Below are 23,867 nucleotides of genomic sequence, written 5' to 3' on the forward strand. Positions count from 1 at the left end.
ACGAGGAGATGACCGTGCCTGTCGAGAAGAAAATCGTCATTATCGCCGGGCCGAACGGCGCGGGCAAGACCACCTTCGCCCGGGAGTTCCTTCCCAATGAGGCGCGCTGCCCGGCCTTTGTCAATGCGGATCTGATCGCCGCCGGGCTTTCTCCCTTTGCGCCGGAGCGGGCGGCGATTCAGGCCGGACGATTGATGTTGCGCGCCATGGCCGATCATGTGGCGGCAGGGCGCAGCTTTGCCTTTGAGACCACCTTGAGCGGCAGGGGATATGCCCGTTCCATCCCGCAATGGCAGGCGATGGGATACCATGTGAAACTGTTTTTTCTGGAACTACCGGATGTACAAATGGCCATCGACCGTGTGGCAATGCGGGTTCGGCAGGGGGGGCACGATGTACCGGTTGAGACCATCCACCGGCGTTTTGCGGTGGGGAGGCGAAATTTTGTCGAAATCTACCGGGATATTGTCGATGCTTGGGCGCATTATGACAATGCGGATATGGTTCCCAGGCTGATTGAATGGAGCGAACGATGAACGGAAAACCATTGAGTGAAGCGCGGGACGCTGATTTGCGTCATGCTCAGGTTGCCATGGAGCGTGCGGCGCGGCGCGCCCGGGAGTTGGCGGCCCGCACGGGCACGGGGGTGGTGGTGATGCATGAAGGCCGCATCGTCACGGAGCGCCCCACCTTGGAGGACATCGAAAGAGAGCAACAACAATGACCATGAAGAAGATCGAACCCGGCGACCCCATGACCCAGAGCGCCGACGTGAAGGCGGAGAACATAGAGCAGCTGAAGGCTCTTTTCCCGGAGCTGGTCACCGAGGGGCCGCAGGGGACGGCCATCAACGTGGACGTCCTCAAGGCGTTGGTGGGCGACGCCACGGTGACCGACGCCGAGGAGAAATACGGCCTCAACTGGCATGGCAAGCGGCTGGCGCGGCAGATCGCCCTGACCCCTTCCACTGGCACCCTGCGCCCCTGTCGGGAGGAGAGCGTGGATTGGGACACCACCCGGAACCTCATGATCGAGGGGGACAATCTGGAGGTGCTCAAGCTGTTGCAGAAGAGCTATGCCGGCAAGGTCAAGATGATCTACATCGACCCGCCCTACAACACCGGCAAGGATTTCGTCTACCCGGACGACTTCCGCGACAACATCCGCAACTACCTGGAACTGACCGGCCAGACCGACGGCGAGGGCCGCCGCGTCACCAGCAACACCGAGGCCTCGGGGCGGTTCCATACCGACTGGCTGAACATGATGTATCCCCGCTTGCGGTTGGCGCGGAATTTGTTGCGGGATGATGGGGTGATATTTATTTCACTTGATGACACAGAAGTTGCTAATGCCCGATCTGTCTGCGATGACATTTTTGGCGCTGAGAACTTTGTTGCTAACATCGTTTGGCAGAAGAAATATGCCGTTTCAAATGATGATCCCGGAATCGGGGTAATGCACGATCATATTATCGCGTACCGAAAATCTGAAACGTTTAAGCGTGGGCTCCTCCCAAGAACAAAGGAGCAAAACGACAGATACTCGAATCCAGATAATGACCCAAGAGGAGAGTGGGCATCTGATAACTATGTTAGCAACAAGTCAAAAGATGAAAGGCCTACCTTATGGTACTCCATTAAGCACCCTAGAACCGGGGAAGAAGTCTGGCCAGAAGAGCATGCTGTATGGCGCTACACGAAGGACAAGCACGATCAACTGGAGCGCGAAGGGAGGCTTTACTGGGGGCCAGATCATTCTTACAGAAAGCCGAGATTAAAGAGGTACCTTAATGAGGTTCAACAGGGTATTGTGCCTCCAACTTGGTGGAAATTTGAAGATAGCGGACATAATGATGAAGGTCAGAAAGAGACAGCAAAACTCATTGGGAAAAAGGTTTTTAGCACTCCAAAACCCATAAGACTCCTTGAAAGACTTCTTGAGGTTGGTGCTCCTGATGGAGGGATAGTTGTAGATTTTTTTGCGGGTTCAGGTGCATTTGGGCATGCTGCTATCAGCAGAAATTCAAAAATAAGCGCTGATAGCTTGAAATATGTATTAGTACAACTACCTGAACCAATAGATGGATCGTCTAGCGATCAGAAAGTGCCAGCTGCATTTTGTGACAGCATCAACCGCCCCCATAATATCTCTGAGATCACCAAGGAACGCCTCCGCCGCGCCGGAAAGAAGATCAAGGAGAAAAACCCGCTCTTTGCCGGCGACACCGGCTTCCGCGTTTTCAAGCTGGACACCAGCAACATCCGCCCCTGGCAGCCGGACCGGGACGACCTGGAGAAGACCCTCTTCAACCATCAAGAACATCTGGTGGAAGGCCGCAGCGAGCAGGACATCCTGTTCGAGCTGCTGCTGAAGCTGGGTCTGGACCTGACGGTTCCCATGGAGCAACGCGCCTTCGCCGGCAAGACGGTCCACAGCATCGGCCTGGGGGCGCTCATGGTCTGCCTGGCCGAACAGATCAAACGCGCCGACGTGGAGCCCCTGGCCCAGGGCATACTCGACTGGTGGCGGGAGCTGGCCCCGGCAGTGCCGGTGCAGTTCGTCTTCCGCGACAGTGGCTTTGCCGACGATGTGGCCAAGACCAATCTGGCCGCCATCCTGGAGCAGAACATCCCCTCCGACCAACTGGCCGGCATCCGTAGTTTGTGAGGAGATGACGATGAGCAAGGACCTCACCAACTCTCCAATCGACCGCCAGAATATCCTGAACAACCCCTATGCGCTGGCTGAAATCGAGAAAGCGGCAGGCATTCAGGGAATTCCGTTTGAGGGTAGAACGGTGGTGCTCAAGGAACAGGTGTCCGCCTTCTTCGAAGTGACCCCCAGGACCATCGACAACTATCTCGACAGGCATGGAGACGAACTGCGTCAGAACGGCTATGAGGTGCTCCGTGGTAACCGTTTGAAAAGTTTCAAACAAGTTCTTGTTGCCCACGGTGGTAACGAAATGGATTTCGTGACCAAAACCACGGCGCTCGGCATCTTCGATTTTCGGGCATTCCTCAACATTGCCATGCTGGTTTCGGAAAGCCCTCGCGCAAGACTTCTGCGGCAAGCCATCCTTGATATCGTCATCGACACCATCAATCAGCGGACCGGCGGTGGAACCAAATACATCAATAAACGTGATGAAGAGTTTCTCAGTTCGGCTTTTGAAGGCGAAAACTACCGCAAACAGTTTACGGACGCGCTGCGGGACTGCGTGGCGATGGGCAATTTTAAATATGCGGTCTTTACCAATAAGATCTACGTCAGCATATTCCTGGAAAAGGCTCATGAATACAGGCAGGTTCTGAAGCTTGAGCAGAGCGAAAAGATCCGTGACACGTTCTATGCGGAAGTCCTTGACCTGATCGCGGCCTATGAAAGCGGGTTCGCCGACCTGTTGCAGAAGAAATGCCGGGAAAAGGGAAGCGCTCTCAGCACTTGGGAAGTGGATGCTCTGTTTGCAGAATTCGAGTCCCAAGCCTTGTGGAACCCGTTGGTCGAAAAAGCTCGCAACAAGATGGCAAGTCGGGATCTGGCCTTTCGGGATGCACTCCATCTACGACTCAAAGAGTACATCACCCCTGTCCAAAGAGAAGACTTCGAACGGTTTATTGGCGATAAGAGCAAGGATTTGGCTGAGAGGCTGGAAGAGGCCAAGGAGGTTCTCAAACGCCTGAAGGAGCGCGGGTAGTGGCCTTGATCTACCTTACCCTTGAACAGGCGATTGAGAGCCACAAACTCACCGTTGAAAAAAGCGGCGGCGGTTCCGATGGCCATTTGGAACTGGGTAAACTCGACAGTGTATTACAGCACATCCAGAATGATGATTATTACCCGACCATGGCCGACAAGCTGACCCATCTCTTTTTCTGTGCCTGCAAGTTTCACAGTTTTCAGGACGGCAACAAGCGGATTGCCATTGTGCTCTGTGCCCAAATGCTGTTGCTGAACGGCTATCTCTACTGCACCAACGCCTTTCTGCCAGAGATGGAGAACATCAGTTATCACGTGGCCGCTGGGAACATCGATAAGGATTTGCTCCGAGAGATCATTACAGCCCATCTGGACGGCAACTCGGACGATGAGTCGTTGAAACTGAAAATTTATCACGCCATATCGGGGGGGCATCCCGCATGAAACTTCATTTTGAACCAGACCTGGATTATCAACTGGCGGCCATCGAGTCGGTCTGCGCCCTGTTTCGGGGCCAGGAGATTGGGCGAACCGAGTTCACGGTGACCTTGCCATCGGGCACGTTGGATTATGGAGAGGATCGTCTTGGCATCGGCAACCGCCTGAAGATGCTGGAAGATGAAGTCCACGCCAATCTGAAGGAGGCCCAACTCCGCAACGGGCTGCGTCCGGCGTCATCTCTGGCCACCATGGATTTTACCGTGGAGATGGAGACCGGCACCGGCAAGACCTACGTCTACCTGCGCACCATTTTCGAGTTGCACAGGCGCTACGGTTTCACCAAGTTCGTCATCGTCGTCCCCTCGGTGGCCATCAAGGAGGGGGTCTACAAGTCAATTCAGATCATGGAGGAGCATTTTCGGGGCCTCTACGCCAACGCCCCGTTCGAATATTTCCTCTACGACTCCGGCAAGCTGGGACAGGTGCGCAACTTCGCCACCAGTCCCAATATCCAGATCATGGTGGTCACCGTCGGCGCCATCAACAAGCAGGACGTGAACAACCTCTACAAGGAGAGCGAGAAGACCGGCGGCGAAAAGCCCATCGATCTGGTGCGGGCCACCCGACCCGTGCTGATCGTGGACGAGCCCCAGAGTGTGGATGGTGGCCTGACCGGCAAGGGCAAGGCCGCCCTCTCCGAGATGCACCCCCTCTGCACCCTGCGCTATTCCGCCACCCATGTGGACAAGCACCACATGATCTACCGCCTCGACGCCGTGGATGCCTACGAGCGCCGTCTGGTGAAACAGATCGAGGTTGCATCCCTGGAGGTGGAAGGCGGTCACAACAAGCCGTATCTCCGGCTCCTCTCCGTCAGCAACACCCGGGGCCGGATCGCCGCCAAGGTGGAAGTGGACGCGCTGCAAGGAAAGGCGGTGCGCCGCAAAACGGTCACGGTGCAGGACGGGGATGACCTGGAGCAGATCACCGAACGCAGCCTCTATGCAGACCACCGCATCGGTGAAATCCGGGTGGCCAAAGGGGATGAATTCCTGGAGGTGCGCATACCCGGCAGCGAAACCTTCCTTCGTCTGGGAGAGGCCATTGGCGACGTGGACCAGGAGGAGATGAAGCGCCAGATGATCCGGCGCACCATCAAGGAGCACCTGGACAAGGAGAAGCGCCTGCGCCCCCTCGGCATCAAGGTGCTGTCACTGTTCTTCATCGACTCGGTGGCCAACTACCGCGCCTACGATGCCGAAGGCAATCCGGCAAAGGGTCCATACGCCGAGATTTTCGAGAAGGAGTACCGCCGTTGGATTCGCCACCCGGACTACAACACCCTGTTCCGCGAGGTGGACACCGAAACGTTGCCGGCCCAGGTTCACGACGGTTACTTCTCCATCGACAAGAAGGGCTCCTGGACCGATACCGCCGAAAACAACCAGGCCAACCGGGAGAGCGCCGAACGGGCCTATACCCTGATCATGAAGGACAAGGAGCGGCTTCTGGGATTCGAGACGCCGCTCAAGTTCATCTTCTCCCACTCCGCCCTGCGCGAGGGATGGGATAACCCCAACGTCTTTCAGATCTGCGTCCTGCGGGACATGGGCTCCGAACTGGCCCGCCGCCAATCCATCGGTCGCGGCCTGCGCCTGTGCGTCAACCAGAACGGCGAACGCCAGCGGGGCTTCGACATCAACACCCTGACGGTCATCGCCACCGAGAGCTACGAGCAGTTCGCCGAGACATTGCAGAAGGAGATCGAGGCCGACACCGGCATCCGCTTCGGGGTCGTGGAGAAGCATCAGTTTGCCACCATCCCCGTCACTGACGAGCATGGCCGCCAGTCCCCCTTGGGGGTCGAGAAGTCGGAGGCACTCTGGAAACACCTCCATGCAACCGGCTACGTGGATACCAAGGGCAAGGTCCAGGACGCCCTGCGTACCGCATTAAAGGAGGGAACCCTGGACGTTCCAGAAGCCTTCAACGCCCAGGCCCCGCAGATTCAGGAGATCCTGAAGAAACTAGCGGGGCGGCTGGAGATCAAGAATGCCGACGAACGGGAGAGCGTCAGAGTCCGCAAGGAGGTGCTGTGCAGCCCCGAGTTTCAGGCCCTGTGGGATCGCATCAAGCACAAGACCACCTACCGAGTAGAGTTCGACAACGACCGTCTGCTGGAGGAGTGCGCCAAGGCCATCGGCAGTGCGCCGCCGGTTTCCCGCGCCCGGTTGCAGATTAGCAAGGCGGATCTGGCCATCGGCAAGGGCGGCGTTCAAGCCAAGGAGACGTCCAAAGCCGCCCCGATCACCATTGACGAGCGGGACATCGAACTGCCCGACTTGCTCTCGGTCCTGCAGGACAACACCCAGCTGACCCGCCGGAGCATCGTTCGGATTCTGACCGGCAGCGGTAGGCTCAGCGACTTCGCCCACAACCCTCAGCAGTTTATCGAACTGGCCACCGAGGCGATCAACCGCGCCAAACGCCTAGCCCTGGTGGACGGCATCCGCTACCAGCGTATCGGCGACGACCAGTTCTATGCCCAGGAGCTGTTCGAGCAGGAGGAGTTGACGGGATACCTGAAGGACATGCTGAAGGATGCCAAGAAATCGGTTTTTGAGCACGTCATCTACGATTCCGGCGGCGTGGAGCGGCTGTTTGCAGAGCAGTTGGAGCGGAACGAGGCCGTCAGGGTGTATGCCAAGCTGCCGGGCTGGTTCAAGGTGCCTACGCCTCTGGGAACCTACAACCCGGACTGGGCAGTGTTGGTGGAGAAGGACGGCGAGGAAAGGCTGTACTTCGTGGTGGAAACCAAGGGGCGTGTTGAAGGGCAGCTGTTCGCTGACGATCTCAGGGATAAGGAAAAAGCCAAAATCGCCTGCGGCAAGGCTCACTTCAAGGCACTGGCGGTAGGCGAGAATCCAGCGCGCTATGTGGTGGCCACCAACAGCGATGACCTGATGGCGCAGTTGTAATATGCGACCCTCTGGTTAACCTGCACCTGCTGTGCGGAGATGACGTTGATGACCAAGGTAGAAGACAGAAAATCGCCGCCGAGATCGCCAATACCATCGCCATGCTGTGCTGCTGTGGGCTTCCTTTTTAGAGCCGTTTTTTTATGCAGACTTGAAGCCCTCTGTTTGGTATTGAAAAGGACTCACATCGCCAATTGAGGGTAAGCGTCACGCCAGCCGCATCACCGATGGATTCCAATCTCGGTATTTTTCCAAGAACCAACCAAACATTATCCAAAACCCGGACAAACCATGTTTTGGCAGGGGGCGCTCATCCAAAACAACCCTAAGCAGCGCTTGCCCGCTTCTTCTGAGCGGCAGACGAGGTGTGGCGGTCCATCAATTCAAAGAACCCCAACCGCTCCTGAATGGCGCTGCCGATGTCGTTGATGTTGCCAGATTGCTTCTGCAAAGAGTGGCTCATATCGACAAACTTCTCCGCGGTTTTTTCCAGTTCTACCATCATGCGCTGCAAGGCGCTGGCGGCTTCCGCCGTATCTGCAACCAAGGCGGAAATGCGCTCGCCCCCCTCAGAGAGACCTTTGACATTGTCCGTTACCTCCTGCACCGCATTTGAGATACCTCCAACATTGCGGGTCACCTCCTCAATGCCCAGCGTCACCTCCGAAAGGTTAACGTCAGAGTCGGACATGTTAAGAACCGACTGAGCGAGCTGTTGATCCACTTCGACGCTTCCCTCAGCGATCTGAATCACAGTCTGATTGACCTCCTCCATGGTGCCGTACTGGTAATCTACAGAGTCCACGATACGGTCATTGGCGATGCTTAGCTCCTGAATACGGGTAAGCATCTCCTGACTGCTGCGGTGCGCCTGACCACTGCCAGCTTGAAGTTCATCGATGTTATTGGAGATGGTGTTGGTGGCGTCGCCGGTCTGCCGGGCCAGATCTTTGACCTCGTTGGCCACCACGGCAAAGCCTTTACCGGCTTCCCCTGCGCCTGCCGCCTCGATGGAGGCGTTGAGCGCCAGCATATTGGTTTGTCCTGCGATTTGACGGATGATCCCAACCACTTCGCTAATCTTGTTACTGGCATTTACCTGAGCGTCGATCACCTGGGCCATGTTCTGGGCCTCCTGTGCGGCCATTTGCGAGCTTTTGGCCGCATCGCGCCCCTGCTGGCGGATGGCATCAAGTGCCTCTTTCAACGCACCGATGGCGCTAGCAACGTTCTGCACCCCTTCCCGGGATCGGCCCACGGCACCCTGTACCTCCACCATGGATTGGTTGACCTGTTTGGAGGCGCTGGCAACGTGGGTGAGGTTGACCGACGCCTCTTCGGCAGCGGCCGAGATGGTGGTCATGTTCTCGCTCATCTGATCGGAGGCTTGGGCGGTGGCGTTCAAATCACGGGTATTTATTTCAATGGTTGCGTTGACGTCACTCATCTGCACAGAGACGGATCTTGCGGACGCTTCCGCTTGTTTTGAACCATTTTTGACCAAATTGGCATCTTCGGTCATCCGCTGAGAGAGGGCTTGCAGGTCGCCAGAGTAGTTGCCTAGAATTCGGGATTGTTCGATGAAGCCCTCGATTAATCCCTGCAACCGCTCGCTCATGGAGTTTAATGCTACGGCCAGTTGACCTACTTCATCGTTCTGACTCAGCTCTACCCGGCTACCCAACCGCCCATTGGCGATTTTTGTGGCCACATCGATGCAGGCCAACATCGGTTCTGTCACAAAACGACCGATCAGTTTGGCCAACAAAAAGGCCAGCACCAAGGCAAATAGGGTGATGAGCCCCGTCAACATCTCTGCCCGGCTGATTTCAGTCGCCATCTCCTGCATGCCGGCCGCCATGTCTGCGTGGATCAACTCTTCGGCATCGTCCGCATCCTTGATGAAAGATTTGAACGTTTCATGAAAGCGCTTTTCCGCCTCGGTCCCAGCTTGTAGGGAGCGCTGTGTATTTTCGTAGCGCTGGGTGGCCAGCGTTTTCAGGGCTGCCGCCGCTTTGGAGAGTTTATGTTCGGCTGCGGTGGGCCAACTGGATTCCACCGACTCCAGCCGCTGCACGGCCTCCTGAAACTGGGCCAGCACATCCTCGATTTTCACCGATTCGTCCCCGCCCAGGGCCTCCTCCAGAAAAAGGTGGCCATCGGCGAGAAAATATTTACTGACGGCGAGTTGTTTGACGTTGAGGGGCGAAGGGATCGACTCAATGCGTTCCAAAAGTTGGTCAATTTGTTGCTGGACCTCTTCATAACGCGCGTCGAATGCCTGGTCGACCCCGCTACCGGTGGTTTCCGCCTGTGAGAGAAAGCCGTAACGCTCTTCAGCAGCTTGCCGAAACACCTGCAACTGGGTGAGCAACGTCTTCATTTTTGCCACAACCTGGGGATCTCTGGAGGGGTAAAAATGGCCTTCGTCATTTTCACCGCCGTTGATTATGGCGTTGGCATACCAAGCGGTTTCGTCGAGAATGGCCCAGATCTCTTCGATTTTCCCGTCATACTCTCCGCCAAGCAACTCCTCGAAGTAAAGGTGTGCTTCGGTAGCCGTTAGTTTGATCTCCATGGCGGCATCCCCCAGGGGAGCCAAGCGGGCGCCAACCTGCTCGGCATGCTCGCCGACGGTGTCGATCTCCTTGACGCCCACGAAACCGGTCACGGCTGTCACCAGAGCCAGCCCAATAAAGGCCGTCAACAGTTTTTTTGCCAGGGGTAGATCGTTAAAACGTATCATCGGTGCGCCTCCAGAATATTTTATTTGCACCGATGGTACACGATTTTTCATTTTAGAAATAGATTACATTGTGTCCAAATCTGCTTGTAGTTGGTTCTATATATGAGACAGGTTACTTAAAAGAAGATTTTGCATGAGAGGAAGAGGGTGAAGTCATAAAGTTTCCCCTGTAGAAAGACCGCAAGGATAGGAAAAACGACCAAATCTCATTGATCAAGGCGCGCTTTTACCGTGGATAGGGAATCACCCAAAGGCAAGTTGATACTGGTTTATGATCATCGGAAGCGATTTTATAGAGCACCCTGCTGTTGGCAATGTTGGACATGAACATCCACGCAACCCACTGGTGGAATATCTGGATACAAAGCACCCCACCATGGGGCGCATGGCAGGGGCTTTGTACCGCTCTAATCTGCCGATAGAGGCTAACCAGCCGATTCTCCCGGAATTTAAGGGGCGGTCGAAGAAAAATGGCCGCTATGGGGCCAGCAAGACGGCCTTTTACAACCAAACGTGCATCACAGCGCCTACATGTAGAAATTAACATCCGCCTTCAGCGCTTTGGGCAGAAAGCTGGCCGCGCCCACCCAATCGGCAATCTCAGGAATAAACATCTGCCGGTCATACTCAAACAGATCCACCGTCATTTGACAGGCGACCATCTGCACATCCGCCTCAAGGCTGAGATCACGCAACTCCTGAACCGAAGCTACCCCCTTGTTTTTCATGGTCTGTCGCATCATTCCACTCGCTATGTCTTCAAAGCCGGGCATCAACGCCATAACCGAGGTTGGAATGTTAAGCGGCTTACCCTTGAGCGGACCATTAGGGAATTTCATGGGCATCGCAGGATTTCCCAGTGGTGTGATTTTTAAATCCAGATCCCGCTTTAACAGATTAAGTCCGTAGAAGGTAAAAAAGATTGAGACATCCCACCCTAACGCTGCCGCCGTTGATGCCAGGATAAAGGGAGGATAGGCCCAATCCAAAGTTCCTTTGGTGGCGATAATGGTCATGGATGGTGTGTGGTTAGCCTGCTGCTCCGCCATCTTTTGCGCAAATCGCTGGTCAAACCAGTTTTCCATCTGTTCAAGGTTTGTTGGCAGTGTGGATGCGGCTTGAGTGGTCATAGCTACCCCCTACGCTTTGCGGATATAAAAAAGCAAGGCCTCACCTTGCTGCTCGGTTGACATCAAGTGATGGCCCGTCTGCTGGCAAAAGGAGTCCATATCCTTCACCGAACCTGGATCGGTCGCCATGACCGCTAAGACCTGCCCCGTAGCGAGCCCATTGAGCATCTTTTTCGCCTTTAATATCGGGAGGGGGCAGGTCATCCCGCGTGCGTCCAATTGTGCGTCTGACTGGTTCATAATGATCTCCTGGGTGTGATACGATCTCTCTATAGTTGTCCGGTCGGTCAAGTCCAGCGATGAAAAAAATCCCCATCCAAAGCATGGGGGAAATTGGATCGGACAGAGGCCGTGTGGAAAAATTAGCATATTAGAATATGCTTACAGCTTCTGTATAAATTGACCGGTCAGTCAAGTCAAGAAGAAAAACACGACTCCTTTTTGAAAAATCTTCTATACGCTTTATTTTCCGTACTTTCCGCTGTGAACATGCTAAACAAACAGCAGGCGTCAGCCCCATTGAAGCATGCATGCGTGGCACAAAACCAAGCCGCTAATACCCACCCAAGTTCCCACTCGGGAAGATAGGCTCGTCACACCACCCGCACCGATTTTAAAGCAGATCCGAGTCGGCGCACGACTTCAGGGTCATTGCGGGTTTTTGCCAGCAGAATAACGCCCTCCAGAAAAGCCAACATCGCTTCCGCCGTCGCTTCAATCTGCATAGGCGGCAACGCCCCCTGCTGCACCGCCTCGCTCAGGGTTGCGTGAAACTGCCCGCTGGCCTTGGCAAACACAGCGTTCAGTCGCGCGCGCAGGATCTCATCTCGTGTTGAAACCTCCAGCGCCAAATTCCCAAACAGGCAACCAGGCATGCGTTTTTGTTGATCTTTGTCTTGGGCCGCTTTTTGCCAGTAGTAGATGGCATCCACCATATACTCCAACCGCTCTAATGGGGGCAGCGCATCATCGAAGGCTTCGGCTACAAAGCCCAATGCCCAAGCATCGGCCATACTGTCAATGACCGCCATAGCAAGCTCTTGTTTAGAAGTAAAAAAATGGTAAAACGACCCCTTTTGCACCCCCGCTCGATCACAAATCTCTTTAATGCCCACATCCGCATAACTGCGCCCATGAAACAGCTCACGGGCTATATCTAGAATACGGGACCTCGTATCGCTCTCTTTATTCATCACGCCTGCGCGCCTCTTGGGATGGATTGGTGAATTAAACGGAAAGATTTTTTGGCTCAACGTAGCCGCTACAGCATGGCAGCGGCCAGTATAATTTAAAGGGCGGAGCCATTTTCACCTATTTATCCAGGTTTGTCCAAAGCAAGAGGACAAAGAGGACAGGGTCTTGCCCCTTGTTTTGTGTGCGATCCTCCTTGAAAGTCGATCTTGATTTGCTCAAGTGAACGGTTACTATAAAACGAAGCAGAGCGTGGTTCAAAATCTGCATCCAACATAGGGCATGACTCATGCGCTTCAACCTTACCGACCACACAGCGAAGCACGCATCATTCTGAGGGATAGACCGTCATGATTAGCGACAAGCAGCGTAAAGAGATGATTGACGCGAAATTCCGCGATAGCGTTGCAAAAAATGAGGCCAAAAAAGAGAGCATCATCAACCGTTCTTCTGGTGCCTATAAATCTCAAATCGAGGCAAAATTAGAGGCCGCCAAACAATACTGGGAACGGGTAAAACAGCAGAATAAGACCCGTCAAGAAATTTTAAACCGTGAGCCTGTGCGCAAAGATGAATCAACCGCGCAGAGGCGCAAACGTGCCCAACTTCAACATCGCACCGCAACAAAAGAGTTTGATAATCAAAATCTTTGGAAAGAGCCCCCGCCTGAGCAACTCTCCTTTCGCCAGATGACTCAGAGAGCTGTCATAAAAAAAGCCGAACAAGTGGTGCGGACCTGCCGAAAATATAAGCTGCTGCTTTTACCCTTCGTTATAGGCTCGACCCTGTTGCTTGCCATTGCGGGGTTCAACCACGCCCAATCGCTCGGTGAGAAATTACAGACTCATCCAATTGATTTTCGGCAGTGGGAAAAAGATCACCCAAAATTCGCGAAAATAATACGCTGGATGTATGGGGAAAAATCTAAAAACCAAGATTATTGGAATAAAGCTGGCGAGCTCATTAAAAAATATCAATAATGCGGTCGTTTGTCGGTATTCCAAAATGCCCCTCTATCGTGGGACAATCTCCGGCTATACGTGATCCATGGGCGCATGGTTTGCTCTCTATCGGCTACTGACTTTTGGGGAAACCCTGCCTTTGAACACGTCTAAAAATGGAGTGCATACCTCATTCTGATCTTTACTGTGAAATCGCAAAAATGGTGGCCAACAAGAGTGATTACACCACCTCCATTGACACCAAAAAATTAAATATGGTAGCGTGTATTATATATTTCAAAGCACTAAACAAAAAAACTCCCTTTAAAATGGTTAAATTGTGTGAGGATCTACAAACCCAATGATGTGAGGAAAACCCCATGTTAGACCCCATCTTTCACCTCATATATGTTAGCAAGACCGATGTGCTAAAACCTGGAGATTTGGGTGATATTCTTTTTGCGGCAAGAAAAAATAACCCACCATTGAATCTCACCGGGGTGCTCATCTACAACTCTGATTTCTTTTTTCAACTGCTGGAAGGCCCCGCGAGCAACGTCGAAAAAATGTATAAAATCATTTGTGACGATCCTCGCCATATCGCATGCAAAACGCTTCATACCTACACGGATTATCACAGAAAATTTACCCAATGGTCCATGGGCTACATCCCTTTTGATGAAATTAAATTTGAGGAAAAGAATCCGTATAATCTAGAATCCTACAACTCCGTTATCAATCTCTCTCCGGATAGAACGCTAAGTTTTTTGAATTATTTAAAAAAAGAGTTCCAGTCTTGAGCCTTTGGGATTGGCTTCTTTAAACACAATCCCCATGGACTCGTTGGATTCAGTAGCTCCCCACTCTGATCCTCTTCATCCTCCCTAGCTGGCAGTAAAATGGTCTTGCGGGATGCCTGCAAACATCGAATATTTCTGATATGATGGACATAATTTTCGAATTTACAGAGTATGCACACTCACCTATCATCTCCGCATGGTCAAGTGTGTCCGTTGTGGAGGGGCTTGTGCGTACCGTTGCGCGTTTTTCCTGAAAAATATCAAACGCTCAGAAACCTCATCACAACTCAACCATGGTTTGGTTGGGTTTTTATTGACACCGTTAGCCTGTTGGATAGATGCGCACCGCCAACCTTCGTGCACCTGCGGAGCTTTGATCCATCCGACACCCTTTTTTGGCTTGCCGCGCAACCCCGTACGGGGATACACCATGCCCCCCCTTTGGGTGCGTGTGCCCCTGGACGCTCCATGACCCTATGCGATGGTGTCGTCGGTCATCTTAGATATTTGGGGTGGGCGAGCATAACCTCTCTCTGGCAGAAACAATCCATGTCACGCAAAATAAGAGATTTAATCGAATCCAAACGCTTTCAAAACGTCATCACCGCCATTATTGTGCTCAATGGCGCTGTGCTGGGTCTGCTGACCGATACAACCCTATCGGCCTCCAGCCAAAACCTGCTGGAGCGTGTGGATCAACTTTGTCTGACTATCTTTATTGTTGAAATATCCCTGAAAATATACGCCTATGGCGTGCGAGGCTTTTTCCGCAGCGGCTGGAATCTGTTTGATTTTGTGATTGTGGCCATCGCGCTTATGCCCGCCCAGGGTAGCCTATCGGTGCTGCGAACCTTCCGTATATTCCGCGTCATGCGGCTCGTATCGGTCATACCAACCATGCGAAGAGTGGTGCAAGGCATGCTCTTGGCACTGCCCGGCGTGGGATCGGTAGCGGCACTGTTGACGGTGGTCTTCTATATTGCGGCTGTCATGGCCACCAATCTCTACGGGGCAACCTTCCCTGAATGGTTTGGTGATCTTAGCAAGAGCCTGTACACACTATTTCAGGTGATGACCTTAGAGTCATGGTCTATGGGCATTGTGCGTCCAGTGATGAACGTTCATCCCAACGCATGGGTTTTTTTCATCCCCTTCATCATGCTCACCACCTTTACCGTGCTCAACCTGTTTATTGGCATTATTGTAGATGCCATGGCCATCACCAAGGAACAGGAGGAAGAGGCCAAAACCGGCCACCACCAAGAGCCTATTAGCCAAACATTGCTCCATCTGGGAGATCGCCTAGATAGGATCGAAAAGCAGCTTGCGCAAAACAACGAGCTCTTACAACGACAACAGCCGCAAAAAAAATAGTGGTGGGTGCCACTGAGAATGACATGGTAGTACAAGCCCGTCTGGATGATTTTATTGAGCGTGGTGTGGATCCAAAGCTCTGATAAGGCCGTAGGCAACACCTACGGCCTAGTTGGCGCTGATTCAACGTTGTCAGGTTCATAAGTCACGTAACATCCTCGACCGACTGGTAGGGTCATGAAAATTTCAGCGCGCAAAGTTCTTAGGCAGGCGTGGGATGCTGAAAGCCCAGAACGAGCTGAAAAACTGCTGCGCAATCTGGCCAACCGCCTAAAATCAACCAATCAGCAGGCCGCAGCCACTCTTCTGGAAGGGCTGGATGAGATTCTTTGACTTATTCGGCTTGGATTACCACCGGCACTGCGCGGAGCGCTGGCTAGCACCAACGCATTGAAAATTTGAATGGGACCATTTGTAACGTGACACGCAATATCAAGCGATGGAAAAACAGCAACATGCGTTTCATGTGGAGAGTTGCCGGTATGCTGGAGGCCCAAAAAGGATTTCAGCGATTACGAGCCTATAGAGAGTTGCCTCAGCTCAAGGTCAAGCTTGAGCAGCATACGCAAAAGACCTTGGCTGAAATGTTACTTCCAAAACAATCTGAGGCCGCGTAAGACGAATCAGGCACCCCCTTGAATTTCAACAGAGTTCGGGACATTCCCCTTGAAGAATTCAGGCATGAAAAAAACCGCCCAATCCGGGACAGATCAGGCGGTTCTTCACCAGGGAGTTGGTCCCTGAGTTTTTGAATGGTGGCCAACCAACAATTGAATAGTCAGAACAACATATTGATAAACAATGATGAAAATATAATATGGATTTTCAGGTGCCCCCAAAGTTGCCCCCGCTTAATGCTTCCTGGTGGGCAGTGGGCGGCGCTTCACTCCCTTTGTGAAGCCAATTCTTCCAGCACCCGGGCGGCTTCCTCCCACACCCGGCGTTCATGTTCGGCGGCCAGGGTGTCGGCGTCGGGCATCGCACGACCGGCCAGACCGGCTTTCATCGCTTCCGCTGCCACTGTGGCGTGGGGGAGCGTCTGGGACGCCTTTTCCGCCCAGGCCAGAACTGTTTTGGCGGCTTCGGCGGCCTCCACCATGCGGCCCACGATGGCGTAGGCGGTGCGTTCCACGATTCCGGATGGGGTCATCATGCCGTTACCTCCTCTGGCTGGCGGTCATCATGGGCGCGGTCGGCCAGTTCCTCCAGCGCCTCCCGCAGGGACTCTTCCATCTTCTGTTCCATGGCGGCGGGGTTGGGATCGGCGGCCAGGGTGACAGCAAGGCGGTGGGGAACCAGCATCAGCCGATCCCGCACCCGGCGGGCCAGGGCGAAGGCCGCCTGTTTCACCTCGTCCGCTGGGATCAACTCTCCCCGCAGCCGGGTCACCTCGATTTCGGTTTTTTCCCGTTGCGCCGCCGCAAGTTTGGCCCGCTCCGTGGTCAGGTCCAGGCCGCCTTTCGACTTGTGGCGCGACGCCACCGCCCGCAGGTGGCGCAAGTAGGCGGTGCGCACCTGGTCCAGGTCCGGGTTGCGGGCGGGCAAGCCCAGTTCCTTAAGCAGATCCCGCACCCGGCGTTCGGACAGGTCCAGGTGGGCGGCGATGTCAGCCTGGGTTGCCATGGTCCACCCCCAGTTCGGCGTTCTTGGCGTGCAGCTTCTCCCGGGCCGCCCCAGGTCCAGTTTGGTGCCCAGGTAGACGCAGCGGCTTTTGCCCGCCACTTTGCGGAAGGCGCGCCAGTATCCTCGGGCGTGTTGATTAAGGGACCACCCGGCCAGGCGGCGGGGAGCGTCGTGGTTGCTCCCTTGGTCGTCGTCATCCGCGCCCACCCGGAGGCCCGCCTGGAACCCAGCATCCCAGGCAGCCAGTAGCATCGGGGCATGAATCTGGAAGGTCTCCCAGGGGATAATGCCCACAGGGTGGCTGCGCAGTTGCTCATGGGCTTGGCGGGCGTCGCCATCGGCCTGGCGGAAGGCGTCTCTTACCGCCTCCATGCGTTCCAGCAGCAGGGCCACAGCATCGGCCATTGTTTTCTCCATATCTGACCAAATATCTGCCCTTGAATATATCTGACTATCAACGCATCTTCAGTTTTCTTTACAAGGGGTCGCAATGGCGGAAACAAGGTCATTTTGGGCTGGGACAGTTGGATCGTTCTTGCAGGCCGATTTTGAAAAAATTCTGGGACAACTGGCCGTTCGTGTCTCCTTGATCCATTCAGGCAATGAAGAGCAGCAGTTGATTGCCTGGAAGAGGGAGTTAGACATTTTGCAGGGTGCGTTTGAAACACTGGGGACAGATGTGCTCCCGTGGGGTGTCTTGCTGGAAATGCCTCTTCAAAGGCTCGGCAGGCGGTTGGATGCTGTCGTGATCATCGGCGGCACCATCGCCGTCGTGGAATTCAAGGTGGGTTCTCGTACCTGCTCCTCCTCTGATGTGCAGCAGGTTGAAGATTATGCGCTCTGCCTTCGGGATTTCCACGCTGGGTCCCGGGGGCGGAATGTCGTTCCCATCGTATGCGCCGAACACGCCCCCCCTGTAGATTTACCCCCATCCATTCATGTGCTCGAAAACGTTTCCCCCGTGCTCCAATGCAATGCTGGCGGTCTGGCCAATTGCCTGGCCATGATCCAACGGTTTAATGATGGAGCGCCCCAGTTGGATTGGGAAACCTTTGACTCCTCTTCCTACAATCCAACGCCATCCATCGTGGATGCAGCCCGCCATGTGTACGCTGGCCATGCCGTCGCTGAAATCGGCAGGGCTGATGCGTCCGCGGAAGTGTTGGAATCGGCGGCCAACCGCCTCAAGGAGATTGCCATTCAGGCGAAGCGAAAAGGTTCCAGACGGATCTGTTTCGTTTCGGGAACGCCAGGCTCCGGGAAAACGATGCTGGGGCTTGATCTGGTGTTCACAGGGGATGCCGGGCGGGTAGCTGGCGAACCCGCGGCTCTGCTGTCAGGGAATCGGCCTTTGGTCCATGTTCTTCGGGAAGCATTGGCAGAAGACGCCGCAAGCCGTGGGATGACCAAAAAGGAAGCCAGGCGGCAGGTGTATCAGGGCCTACAGAACCTCCTGGACTACCTCAAGGAGCACTCCCAAGGGGAAGCGCCGCCTGAACATGTTCTGGTCTTTGATGAAGCCCAACGGGCCTGGGACGCCGAAGTCGGGAAAAAGCTCTTGGGCAGGGAGCGTTCGGAACCGGCTTTGTTTTTAGATATCCTCAACCGTATGCCATGGGCCTGTCTGGTCTGCCTGGTGGGGCCAGGACAGGAAATCAACCGGGGGGAAGGTGGTCTTGCCTTGTGGGGCCAGGCCCTTGAGGAGGCTGCACAGGATGGAAACCGTTGGGTGGTCCATGCGGGATATGATGCCATCCATGGTGGGGAGTATGTTGGCGACGGCATCCTTTCAGGAATGCATAGCCAGCGGAATGCCCTCCAGTTGGTGGAGGAGCCATCTATCCACTTGACCGCGGGGTTGCGATCCTACCGAACGCCATCCCATGGGCAATGGGTGGCGGCGTTGCTCGGCGGGCGAATTGAGGAGGCCGCCAGCATTGCCCGCGGGATGGATGCACCACCGGCCTATATCACCCGGGATCTGCCCATGCTCAAGTCGTGGCTTCGTGAGCGGTGCCGGGGAAACCAGCGGGTGGGACTGTTGGCCAGTTCGGGGGCGGTTCGGCTGATTGCCGATGGCATCCCCCCTTCGCCACGCTCCAACGAACTGGACCAGGTGGCCCATTGGTTTCTGAAGCCATCCGGGGACTATCGCTCCTCCAATGCTCTGGAAGTCCCGTTGAGTGAGTTTGTCTGCCAGGGCCTTGAAATCGACTATGCTGGGATCTGTTGGGGTGGGGATTTGATCTGGGATGATGGCTGGCAACCCCGGGCTATGCGGGCACCGAAATGGCAGATGGTCCGTAAAGATGACGCCCGCATGTATCGCCTCAACACCTACCGGGTGTTGTTGACTCGGGCGCGGGCTGGTTTGGGGATTTTTGTCCCATTTGGAGATGATGACGATCAAACCAGAAAAAGACGACAATTCGACTTAGGATGTAAAACCCTTAAAATGGCAGGATGTGTTTCGCTGTAGCTTATAAACACATATAATTCTCCTTACAATTAAGGCAAAGCTGGTTCCTTATGGGAAAGAAATTAAAATTTGTTGACCTTTCAGCAATGCATCATTTGATTGATGGATTGACGTTCAAAGTGAGTCGTTGCGCTGAAGTTCTGGATTCATCCCTTATTGAATTAAACAAAAAAACCAAAATTCCCGCAACAATAGTAAAATGGAACCAAAAAGGCATGAATCCTGCTCTTTTTCCGAGCCTGCCAATTGATGGTCGATTGATTATTGAAGTGACTCAAACATTTAATAAAAACACAGGAAAAACTCTCCATGCTTGCACTGTTCTAAATAAAAAGGACGAGGCGCAATCTGCTCCTGTTGTATTTTTCATCATGAAGTCTTTTGCTCTTGATATCCCTATGAGACTTGAAATTCCACTGCGTGCTCTGTTAAAGGGGAGAGGCAGTTTAAATGGAACATATTCTGTGTATCTTCATGGTTTGTTTGCTGATAATGGCGAAGAGTTTGTTTATTATGGAATAACAAGGCGCGGATGGAATAAGCGGTTCATGGAACACGTCACAGCCTCAACTCGTGACCAATCAAAGCGATTATTTCCGAGAAAATTAGGGGATCTTATTTCTGCACGAGCAGCAGAGATGAACAATGTCTCTGATTCCCGCCCAAAGCTGTCCGGAATAATTACGGCTCTGTGTGCTGTTGGCCTATCTGAAGATCAGGCGATGGATGCAGAGGAGTATTTGGTTGATAAGTATAGCCTTTCCTCGAAGTATGGGAAAGGATTGAACATGATTCCTGGGGGGTATGAGGGTGTGCGCTCATTGCATAAACTGTCAATTCAAACCGGGCCAGATTCAATTGACACAGAATCACGTGAGGAATTGTTGGATAGATATCTCCATGACCATCCAAGAATTGGGGTTCCTAATCCAGGTGTCGCGGAGAAATGGAATGATCCAGGGTATGCAGAAGCCGTAATCTGTGGCAGAGAAAATAGATTGACTGCTGATCAGGTCCGGGAAATCAGGTATTTATCTGCATTGGGTTATCCGGCAGATAAAATCCAAGAAAAGGTTGGGGCAATTGACAACGGCCAGGTACAAAGAGTCCTTGATCGTCGAACCTACTCTCGTATCAATTGAGCATATCCACAATTACCAGAAGTGGGTTCAGATTGTCCAGGCCAAGGAACCGGAACCCCCTATGGGCCAGTGGCACGCTGGCGGCGTGTCGGGGTCGCACGGAACCCGCATAGGGACGCCCTGGGAAGTACCTCGGCAATTTCCACATGGTAGGTGGGGGTGACACCCCCGGCCCATTTGGCCCATCAGGATGCAATGGTATGTTATTCAAAGCATTCTGATGGGCCGCTCCCTGGCCCGGTTTGGCCCATTGGCTGGCCCGGTCCGCTGATGGGCCAGGGTGGGCCGCCCGCTGGCCCATTACATTCACCGCAATCATAAGCGGTTGCAGGATGTTGGGCCAATGGGCCAAACGGGCCGCCCCTACGCCGCACACGGTGAGCATTCCGCCAACGCCTCCCCCAGCTTGGGGTTCACCATCCAGACCGGCTTCCTTTTCGATACGGCGCAACATCGACAACAGTTCCGGGGGCGTGATGTCGGCTATAGGGCGGTTGCCGATCCAAGGGAAAATGTCCCGTTGGAACAAACGCAACAGTCGGGTGGAGTGCATGTCGGTCCAGTTGGGGAGGTGTCGGGCGTACCACTCCAAGGTAACCGTCTCGAAAGAACCTGCCTCGGCGGCAATCTTGGCGGCTTTGGTGGCCTTGCGGTGTTCGCCCGGATCGGATTCCATCCGCCAATAGGCGGCGGGATTCGTCGCGACGCTCCCGGGCCTGTTTCAGGGAAACGTCGGGATAGACGCCCAGGGAGATGCGTTTCTCTTTTCCGCCGAAACGAAACTTTAACCACCACCATTTGCCGCCACTGGTGGCCACCTCAAGATACAGCCCGCGACCGTCAAACAACTTTTGGGGCCGGTCGGTGGGTTTGGCTTGTCGAATGGCGCGGTCGGTCAGTGGCATGGTTTGCGTCCTCTCAACGGTTGGAGCAGGGTTCGATTCCGACCGCCTTGGTAGGATTTGGGGGCAACAGATTTTCAATCTCATTGCTCTGCCCCCAGAATTGCCCCCAGTTGCCCCCGGATTTCATGAACTCCTATTGGACGACTTTAGACGGAAGAACGCAAAAAAGCCAGTGTTTCCACTGGCTTTCTGCACTGCATTGGATCCCTTGGGATCCTTGTTTGGTGGGCCCACCAGGATTCGAACCTGGGACCGACCGGTTATGAGCCGGCGGCTCTGACCGCTGAGCTATAGGCCCTCTCAAAATCCCCCCCCCACAACCCATCCAGCAGAAGGGGAGGGGACCCCGAAATTATGACTCCAAGAAGCTGCGCAGTTTACGCGAACGCGTCGGATGACGCAACTTGCGAAGTGCTTTAGCCTCAATTTGACGAATACGCTCACGGGTAACATTAAACTGCTTACCCACCTCCTCCAACGTGTGATCCGTCGGCAGACCAATACCAAAGCGCATGCGCAAAACATGCTCCTCGCGACTGGTCAACGTCTGCAATACCCGCCCCGTCGTATCCCGCAAATTAGACATAATCGCATGCTCCGATGGCGATAGCATGGACTTGTCCTCAATGAAGTCTCCCAAATGGGAGTCCTCTTCATCCCCTACAGGTGTCTCCAAAGAGATCGGCTCCTTGGCAATCTTCAATACCTTGCGCACCTTCTCCAAACTCATGCTCATGCGCTCAGCAATCTCTTCCGGCGTGGGCTCGCGGCCCATCTCCTGCACCATCTGACGGCTGGTGCGTACCAGCTTGTTAATGGTCTCAATCATATGCACCGGAATACGTATGGTGCGCGCCTGATCCGCAATAGAACGGGTAATCGCCTGACGAATCCACCACGTAGCATAGGTAGAAAACTTGTAACCCCGACGCCACTCAAACTTATCCACCGCCTTCATCAAACCAATGTTGCCCTCTTGGATTAAATCCAAAAATTGCAAACCCCGGTTGGTATACTTCTTGGCAATGGAAATCACCAGACGCAAGTTGGCTTCCACCATCTCCTTCTTGGCCTGATTGGCACGCCGCTCACCATCCATCAACTTCTTGTTGCACTTTTTCAAATCCGCAACCGTTTGACCAGCCTCTTCCTCAATGCTGCGAATAACCAACTGCGCTTCGCAGATGAGCTCAGACTGCTCATAAAGCCGCTTCCACGGTGCACTGCGCGTCTTGGCAAAGTTTTGTATCCAGGTCGTGTCACTCTCATTGCCCGTAAACTGCTCAATAAACTCGGGCTTTTTGACATTACACTGGGTCACAATGGTGATAATCTTCTGCTCCTGCGCGCGCACCGCAGCCACGTAGCTCTTAATGCGCTCAACCAGCCGATCCCGCTGCTTGGGCGAAAACTTAATGCCCGCGACAATCTCCACAATCCGTGCCTTGTGCGCTTGATACTCCGCCAGCAGCCGTTTGCAGGTTTCCCCCTCAGGATCATTCTGCAAAGCATCGTTCAGCGGATCCCGCAGCTCTACCAATACCTCATTTTCACGGGTAATTTCGTCAAAGATGGCTAATGTGGCCTCGTAAAGCTCACGAAATTGCTCATTATCCGCCTCCCGCTGGGCCGCAATCTCCTCCTCGGTCTTAACCGGGGGAGGCTCTGGTACCGGATTGCGCACCTTGACAGGCCCGTTGACGATATCATCCTCATCCACATCTTCATCATCGCTCTCGGTGCTGGCCTCAACCTCATCATCGTCGTTGTTGAGATCCTCGTCCTCACTCCCCTCATCTTGGGGCGTGGAGATGTCCAGCACCTCCCGCAGTGAAATCTCACCGGCCCGCAACCGCTCAGCCAGCATCATCACTTCGTTAAACGTGGAAGGTGCATCGCAGATGGTGGCAATCACCTCATTGCAGCCTTCCTCAATTCGCTTGGCAATGGCGATCTCACCCTCACGGGTCAGCAACTCAACGGAGCCCATCTCACGCAAATACATGCGTACAGGATCATCAGTCTTGCCTAAGTCGATATCTTCGATGGCACCATCACTGCGCAGGCCATCTTCATCGTCACTCTCATCATCCTCGCTATCAAAGTCGGAGATGCCAAGAATCTCCTCATCAACATCGTCATCTAGACTGTCGAGATTGCCGATACCGGCTGCTGGGCGGCTCTTCGGACGCGCCCCTTCTTCTCGTTCATCATCAATAAGATCGATGCCCATGTTGTCTAGGAGACCAACAACATCTTCCATATCCTCCGCAGAGGTCATGTCATTGGGTAGCACATCGTTGACCTCATCATAGGTCAAAAATCCCCGCTCTTTGCCACGGGCGATGAGCTTTTTCATGTCTTCGCGTTTGGTATCCTCGGCCATGTTACTTTTTCCGTCCATTACACGGTGTT

General features: G+C 54.0%; 19 protein-coding genes, 1 tRNA gene and 2 pseudogenes. 12 read left to right on the top strand and 10 right to left on the bottom strand.

The annotated features are described in order from the left end of the window. The first annotated feature begins 8 nt into the window (after positions 1–8). Genes MMC1_RS04005 through MMC1_RS04030 form a run of 6 tightly spaced genes read left to right on the top strand, consistent with a single transcriptional unit; the run spans position 9 to position 7,121 of the window. The gene (locus MMC1_RS04005; RefSeq protein ID WP_011712466.1) at positions 9–536 is read left to right on the top strand and encodes an ATPase; all 528 of its coding nucleotides are present in this window, start codon (positions 9–11) and stop codon (positions 534–536) included. Continuing rightward, complete coding sequence (locus MMC1_RS04010) at positions 533–724, top strand: hypothetical protein (protein WP_011712467.1); 192 nt, start codon at positions 533–535, stop codon at positions 722–724. Before MMC1_RS04005 ends, MMC1_RS04010 begins: the two co-directional genes overlap by 4 nt. Beyond that, positions 721–2,670: a site-specific DNA-methyltransferase gene (locus MMC1_RS04015; RefSeq protein ID WP_011712468.1), complete on the top strand. Its 1,950-nt coding sequence runs from the start codon at positions 721–723 to the stop codon at positions 2,668–2,670. Before MMC1_RS04010 ends, MMC1_RS04015 begins: the two co-directional genes overlap by 4 nt. A gap of 10 nt (positions 2,671–2,680) precedes the next feature. Further along, complete coding sequence (locus tag MMC1_RS04020) at positions 2,681–3,700, top strand: hypothetical protein (protein ID WP_011712469.1); 1,020 nt, start codon at positions 2,681–2,683, stop codon at positions 3,698–3,700. Then, complete coding sequence (locus MMC1_RS04025; protein WP_011712470.1) at positions 3,700–4,146, top strand: type II toxin-antitoxin system death-on-curing family toxin; 447 nt, start codon at positions 3,700–3,702, stop codon at positions 4,144–4,146. The genes MMC1_RS04020 and MMC1_RS04025 overlap by 1 nt, the downstream gene beginning before the upstream one ends. After that, on the top strand, positions 4,143–7,121 hold the full coding sequence (locus MMC1_RS04030; protein WP_011712471.1) for a type III restriction-modification system endonuclease: 2,979 nt from the start codon (positions 4,143–4,145) through the stop codon (positions 7,119–7,121). Before MMC1_RS04025 ends, MMC1_RS04030 begins: the two co-directional genes overlap by 4 nt. Positions 7,122–7,446: 325 nt before the next feature. Here MMC1_RS04030 and MMC1_RS04035 read toward each other — a convergent pair whose 3' ends face one another. The 4 genes from MMC1_RS04035 to MMC1_RS04050 form a co-directional block, all read right to left on the bottom strand. Beyond that, the gene (locus tag MMC1_RS04035) at positions 7,447–9,867 is read right to left on the bottom strand and encodes a methyl-accepting chemotaxis protein (RefSeq protein WP_011712472.1); all 2,421 of its coding nucleotides are present in this window, start codon (positions 9,865–9,867) and stop codon (positions 7,447–7,449) included. A 527-nt stretch (positions 9,868–10,394) separates the two neighbouring features. Continuing rightward, positions 10,395–10,997: a sulfur carrier protein DsrE2 gene (gene dsrE2 / locus MMC1_RS04040; protein ID WP_011712474.1), complete on the bottom strand. Its 603-nt coding sequence runs from the start codon at positions 10,995–10,997 to the stop codon at positions 10,395–10,397. A gap of 9 nt (positions 10,998–11,006) precedes the next feature. After that, on the bottom strand, positions 11,007–11,237 hold the full coding sequence (locus MMC1_RS04045) for a sulfurtransferase TusA family protein (RefSeq protein WP_011712475.1): 231 nt from the start codon (positions 11,235–11,237) through the stop codon (positions 11,007–11,009). A 353-nt stretch (positions 11,238–11,590) separates the two neighbouring features. After that, positions 11,591–12,190, bottom strand: a complete 600-nt coding sequence (locus MMC1_RS04050) for a TetR/AcrR family transcriptional regulator (protein ID WP_011712476.1) — start codon at positions 12,188–12,190, stop codon at positions 11,591–11,593. A gap of 348 nt (positions 12,191–12,538) precedes the next feature. On the opposite strand from MMC1_RS04050, the gene MMC1_RS04055 reads away from it, so the two are divergent. The 4 genes and pseudogenes from MMC1_RS04055 to MMC1_RS20865 form a co-directional block, all read left to right on the top strand. Next, entirely contained in the window at positions 12,539–13,168 is a 630-nt protein-coding gene (locus tag MMC1_RS04055; RefSeq protein WP_011712477.1) for a hypothetical protein, read from the top strand. 341 nt (positions 13,169–13,509) lie between these two features. Next, on the top strand, positions 13,510–13,929 hold the full coding sequence (locus MMC1_RS04060) for a BLUF domain-containing protein (protein WP_011712478.1): 420 nt from the start codon (positions 13,510–13,512) through the stop codon (positions 13,927–13,929). Positions 13,930–14,478: 549 nt separating this feature from the next. Beyond that, positions 14,479–15,303, top strand: a complete 825-nt coding sequence (locus MMC1_RS04065; protein WP_011712479.1) for an ion transporter — start codon at positions 14,479–14,481, stop codon at positions 15,301–15,303. Then, a pseudogene (locus MMC1_RS20865) lies at positions 15,300–15,920 on the top strand (transposase); the annotation flags it as partial. The gene MMC1_RS04065 and the pseudogene MMC1_RS20865, both read left to right, overlap by 4 nt. Before the next feature lie 266 nt (positions 15,921–16,186). On the opposite strand, the gene MMC1_RS04075 reads toward MMC1_RS20865, so the two are convergent. After that, complete coding sequence (locus MMC1_RS04075; RefSeq protein ID WP_011712480.1) at positions 16,187–16,456, bottom strand: hypothetical protein; 270 nt, start codon at positions 16,454–16,456, stop codon at positions 16,187–16,189. Beyond that, positions 16,453–17,331, bottom strand: coding sequence for a Fis family transcriptional regulator (locus tag MMC1_RS19585; protein WP_011712481.1), 879 nt, complete (start codon positions 17,329–17,331; stop codon positions 16,453–16,455). The genes MMC1_RS04075 and MMC1_RS19585 overlap by 4 nt, the downstream gene beginning before the upstream one ends. A 130-nt stretch (positions 17,332–17,461) precedes the next feature. On the opposite strand from MMC1_RS19585, the gene MMC1_RS04085 reads away from it, so the two are divergent. Then, entirely contained in the window at positions 17,462–19,405 is a 1,944-nt protein-coding gene (locus MMC1_RS04085; protein WP_049757606.1) for a DNA/RNA helicase domain-containing protein, read from the top strand. Between the two features lie 50 nt (positions 19,406–19,455). Further along, positions 19,456–20,547, top strand: a complete 1,092-nt coding sequence (locus MMC1_RS04090; protein ID WP_011712483.1) for a hypothetical protein — start codon at positions 19,456–19,458, stop codon at positions 20,545–20,547. Here the strand turns inward: MMC1_RS04090 and MMC1_RS19590 are convergent. The 4 genes and pseudogenes from MMC1_RS19590 to rpoD all read right to left on the bottom strand — a co-directional run bounded on the left by MMC1_RS19590 (position 20,540) and on the right by rpoD (position 23,838). Next, positions 20,540–21,223, bottom strand: a complete 684-nt coding sequence (locus tag MMC1_RS19590; protein ID WP_049757608.1) for a phage integrase central domain-containing protein — start codon at positions 21,221–21,223, stop codon at positions 20,540–20,542. The genes MMC1_RS04090 and MMC1_RS19590 overlap by 8 nt on opposite strands. 52 nt (positions 21,224–21,275) lie before the next feature. Continuing rightward, positions 21,276–21,536 (bottom strand): annotated as a pseudogene (locus tag MMC1_RS22495) (Arm DNA-binding domain-containing protein); the annotation flags it as partial. 138 nt (positions 21,537–21,674) lie between these two features. Then, a tRNA-Ile gene (locus MMC1_RS04100) sits at positions 21,675–21,750 on the bottom strand. 54 nt (positions 21,751–21,804) lie between these two features. Next, the gene (rpoD, locus tag MMC1_RS04105; RefSeq protein WP_173361574.1) at positions 21,805–23,838 is read right to left on the bottom strand and encodes an RNA polymerase sigma factor RpoD; all 2,034 of its coding nucleotides are present in this window, start codon (positions 23,836–23,838) and stop codon (positions 21,805–21,807) included. Positions 23,839–23,867: the final 29 nt, after the last annotated feature.

Origin of the sequence: Magnetococcus marinus MC-1, assembly GCF_000014865.1 — a bacterium.
Classification (GTDB): Bacteria; Pseudomonadota; Magnetococcia; order Magnetococcales; family Magnetococcaceae; genus Magnetococcus; species Magnetococcus marinus.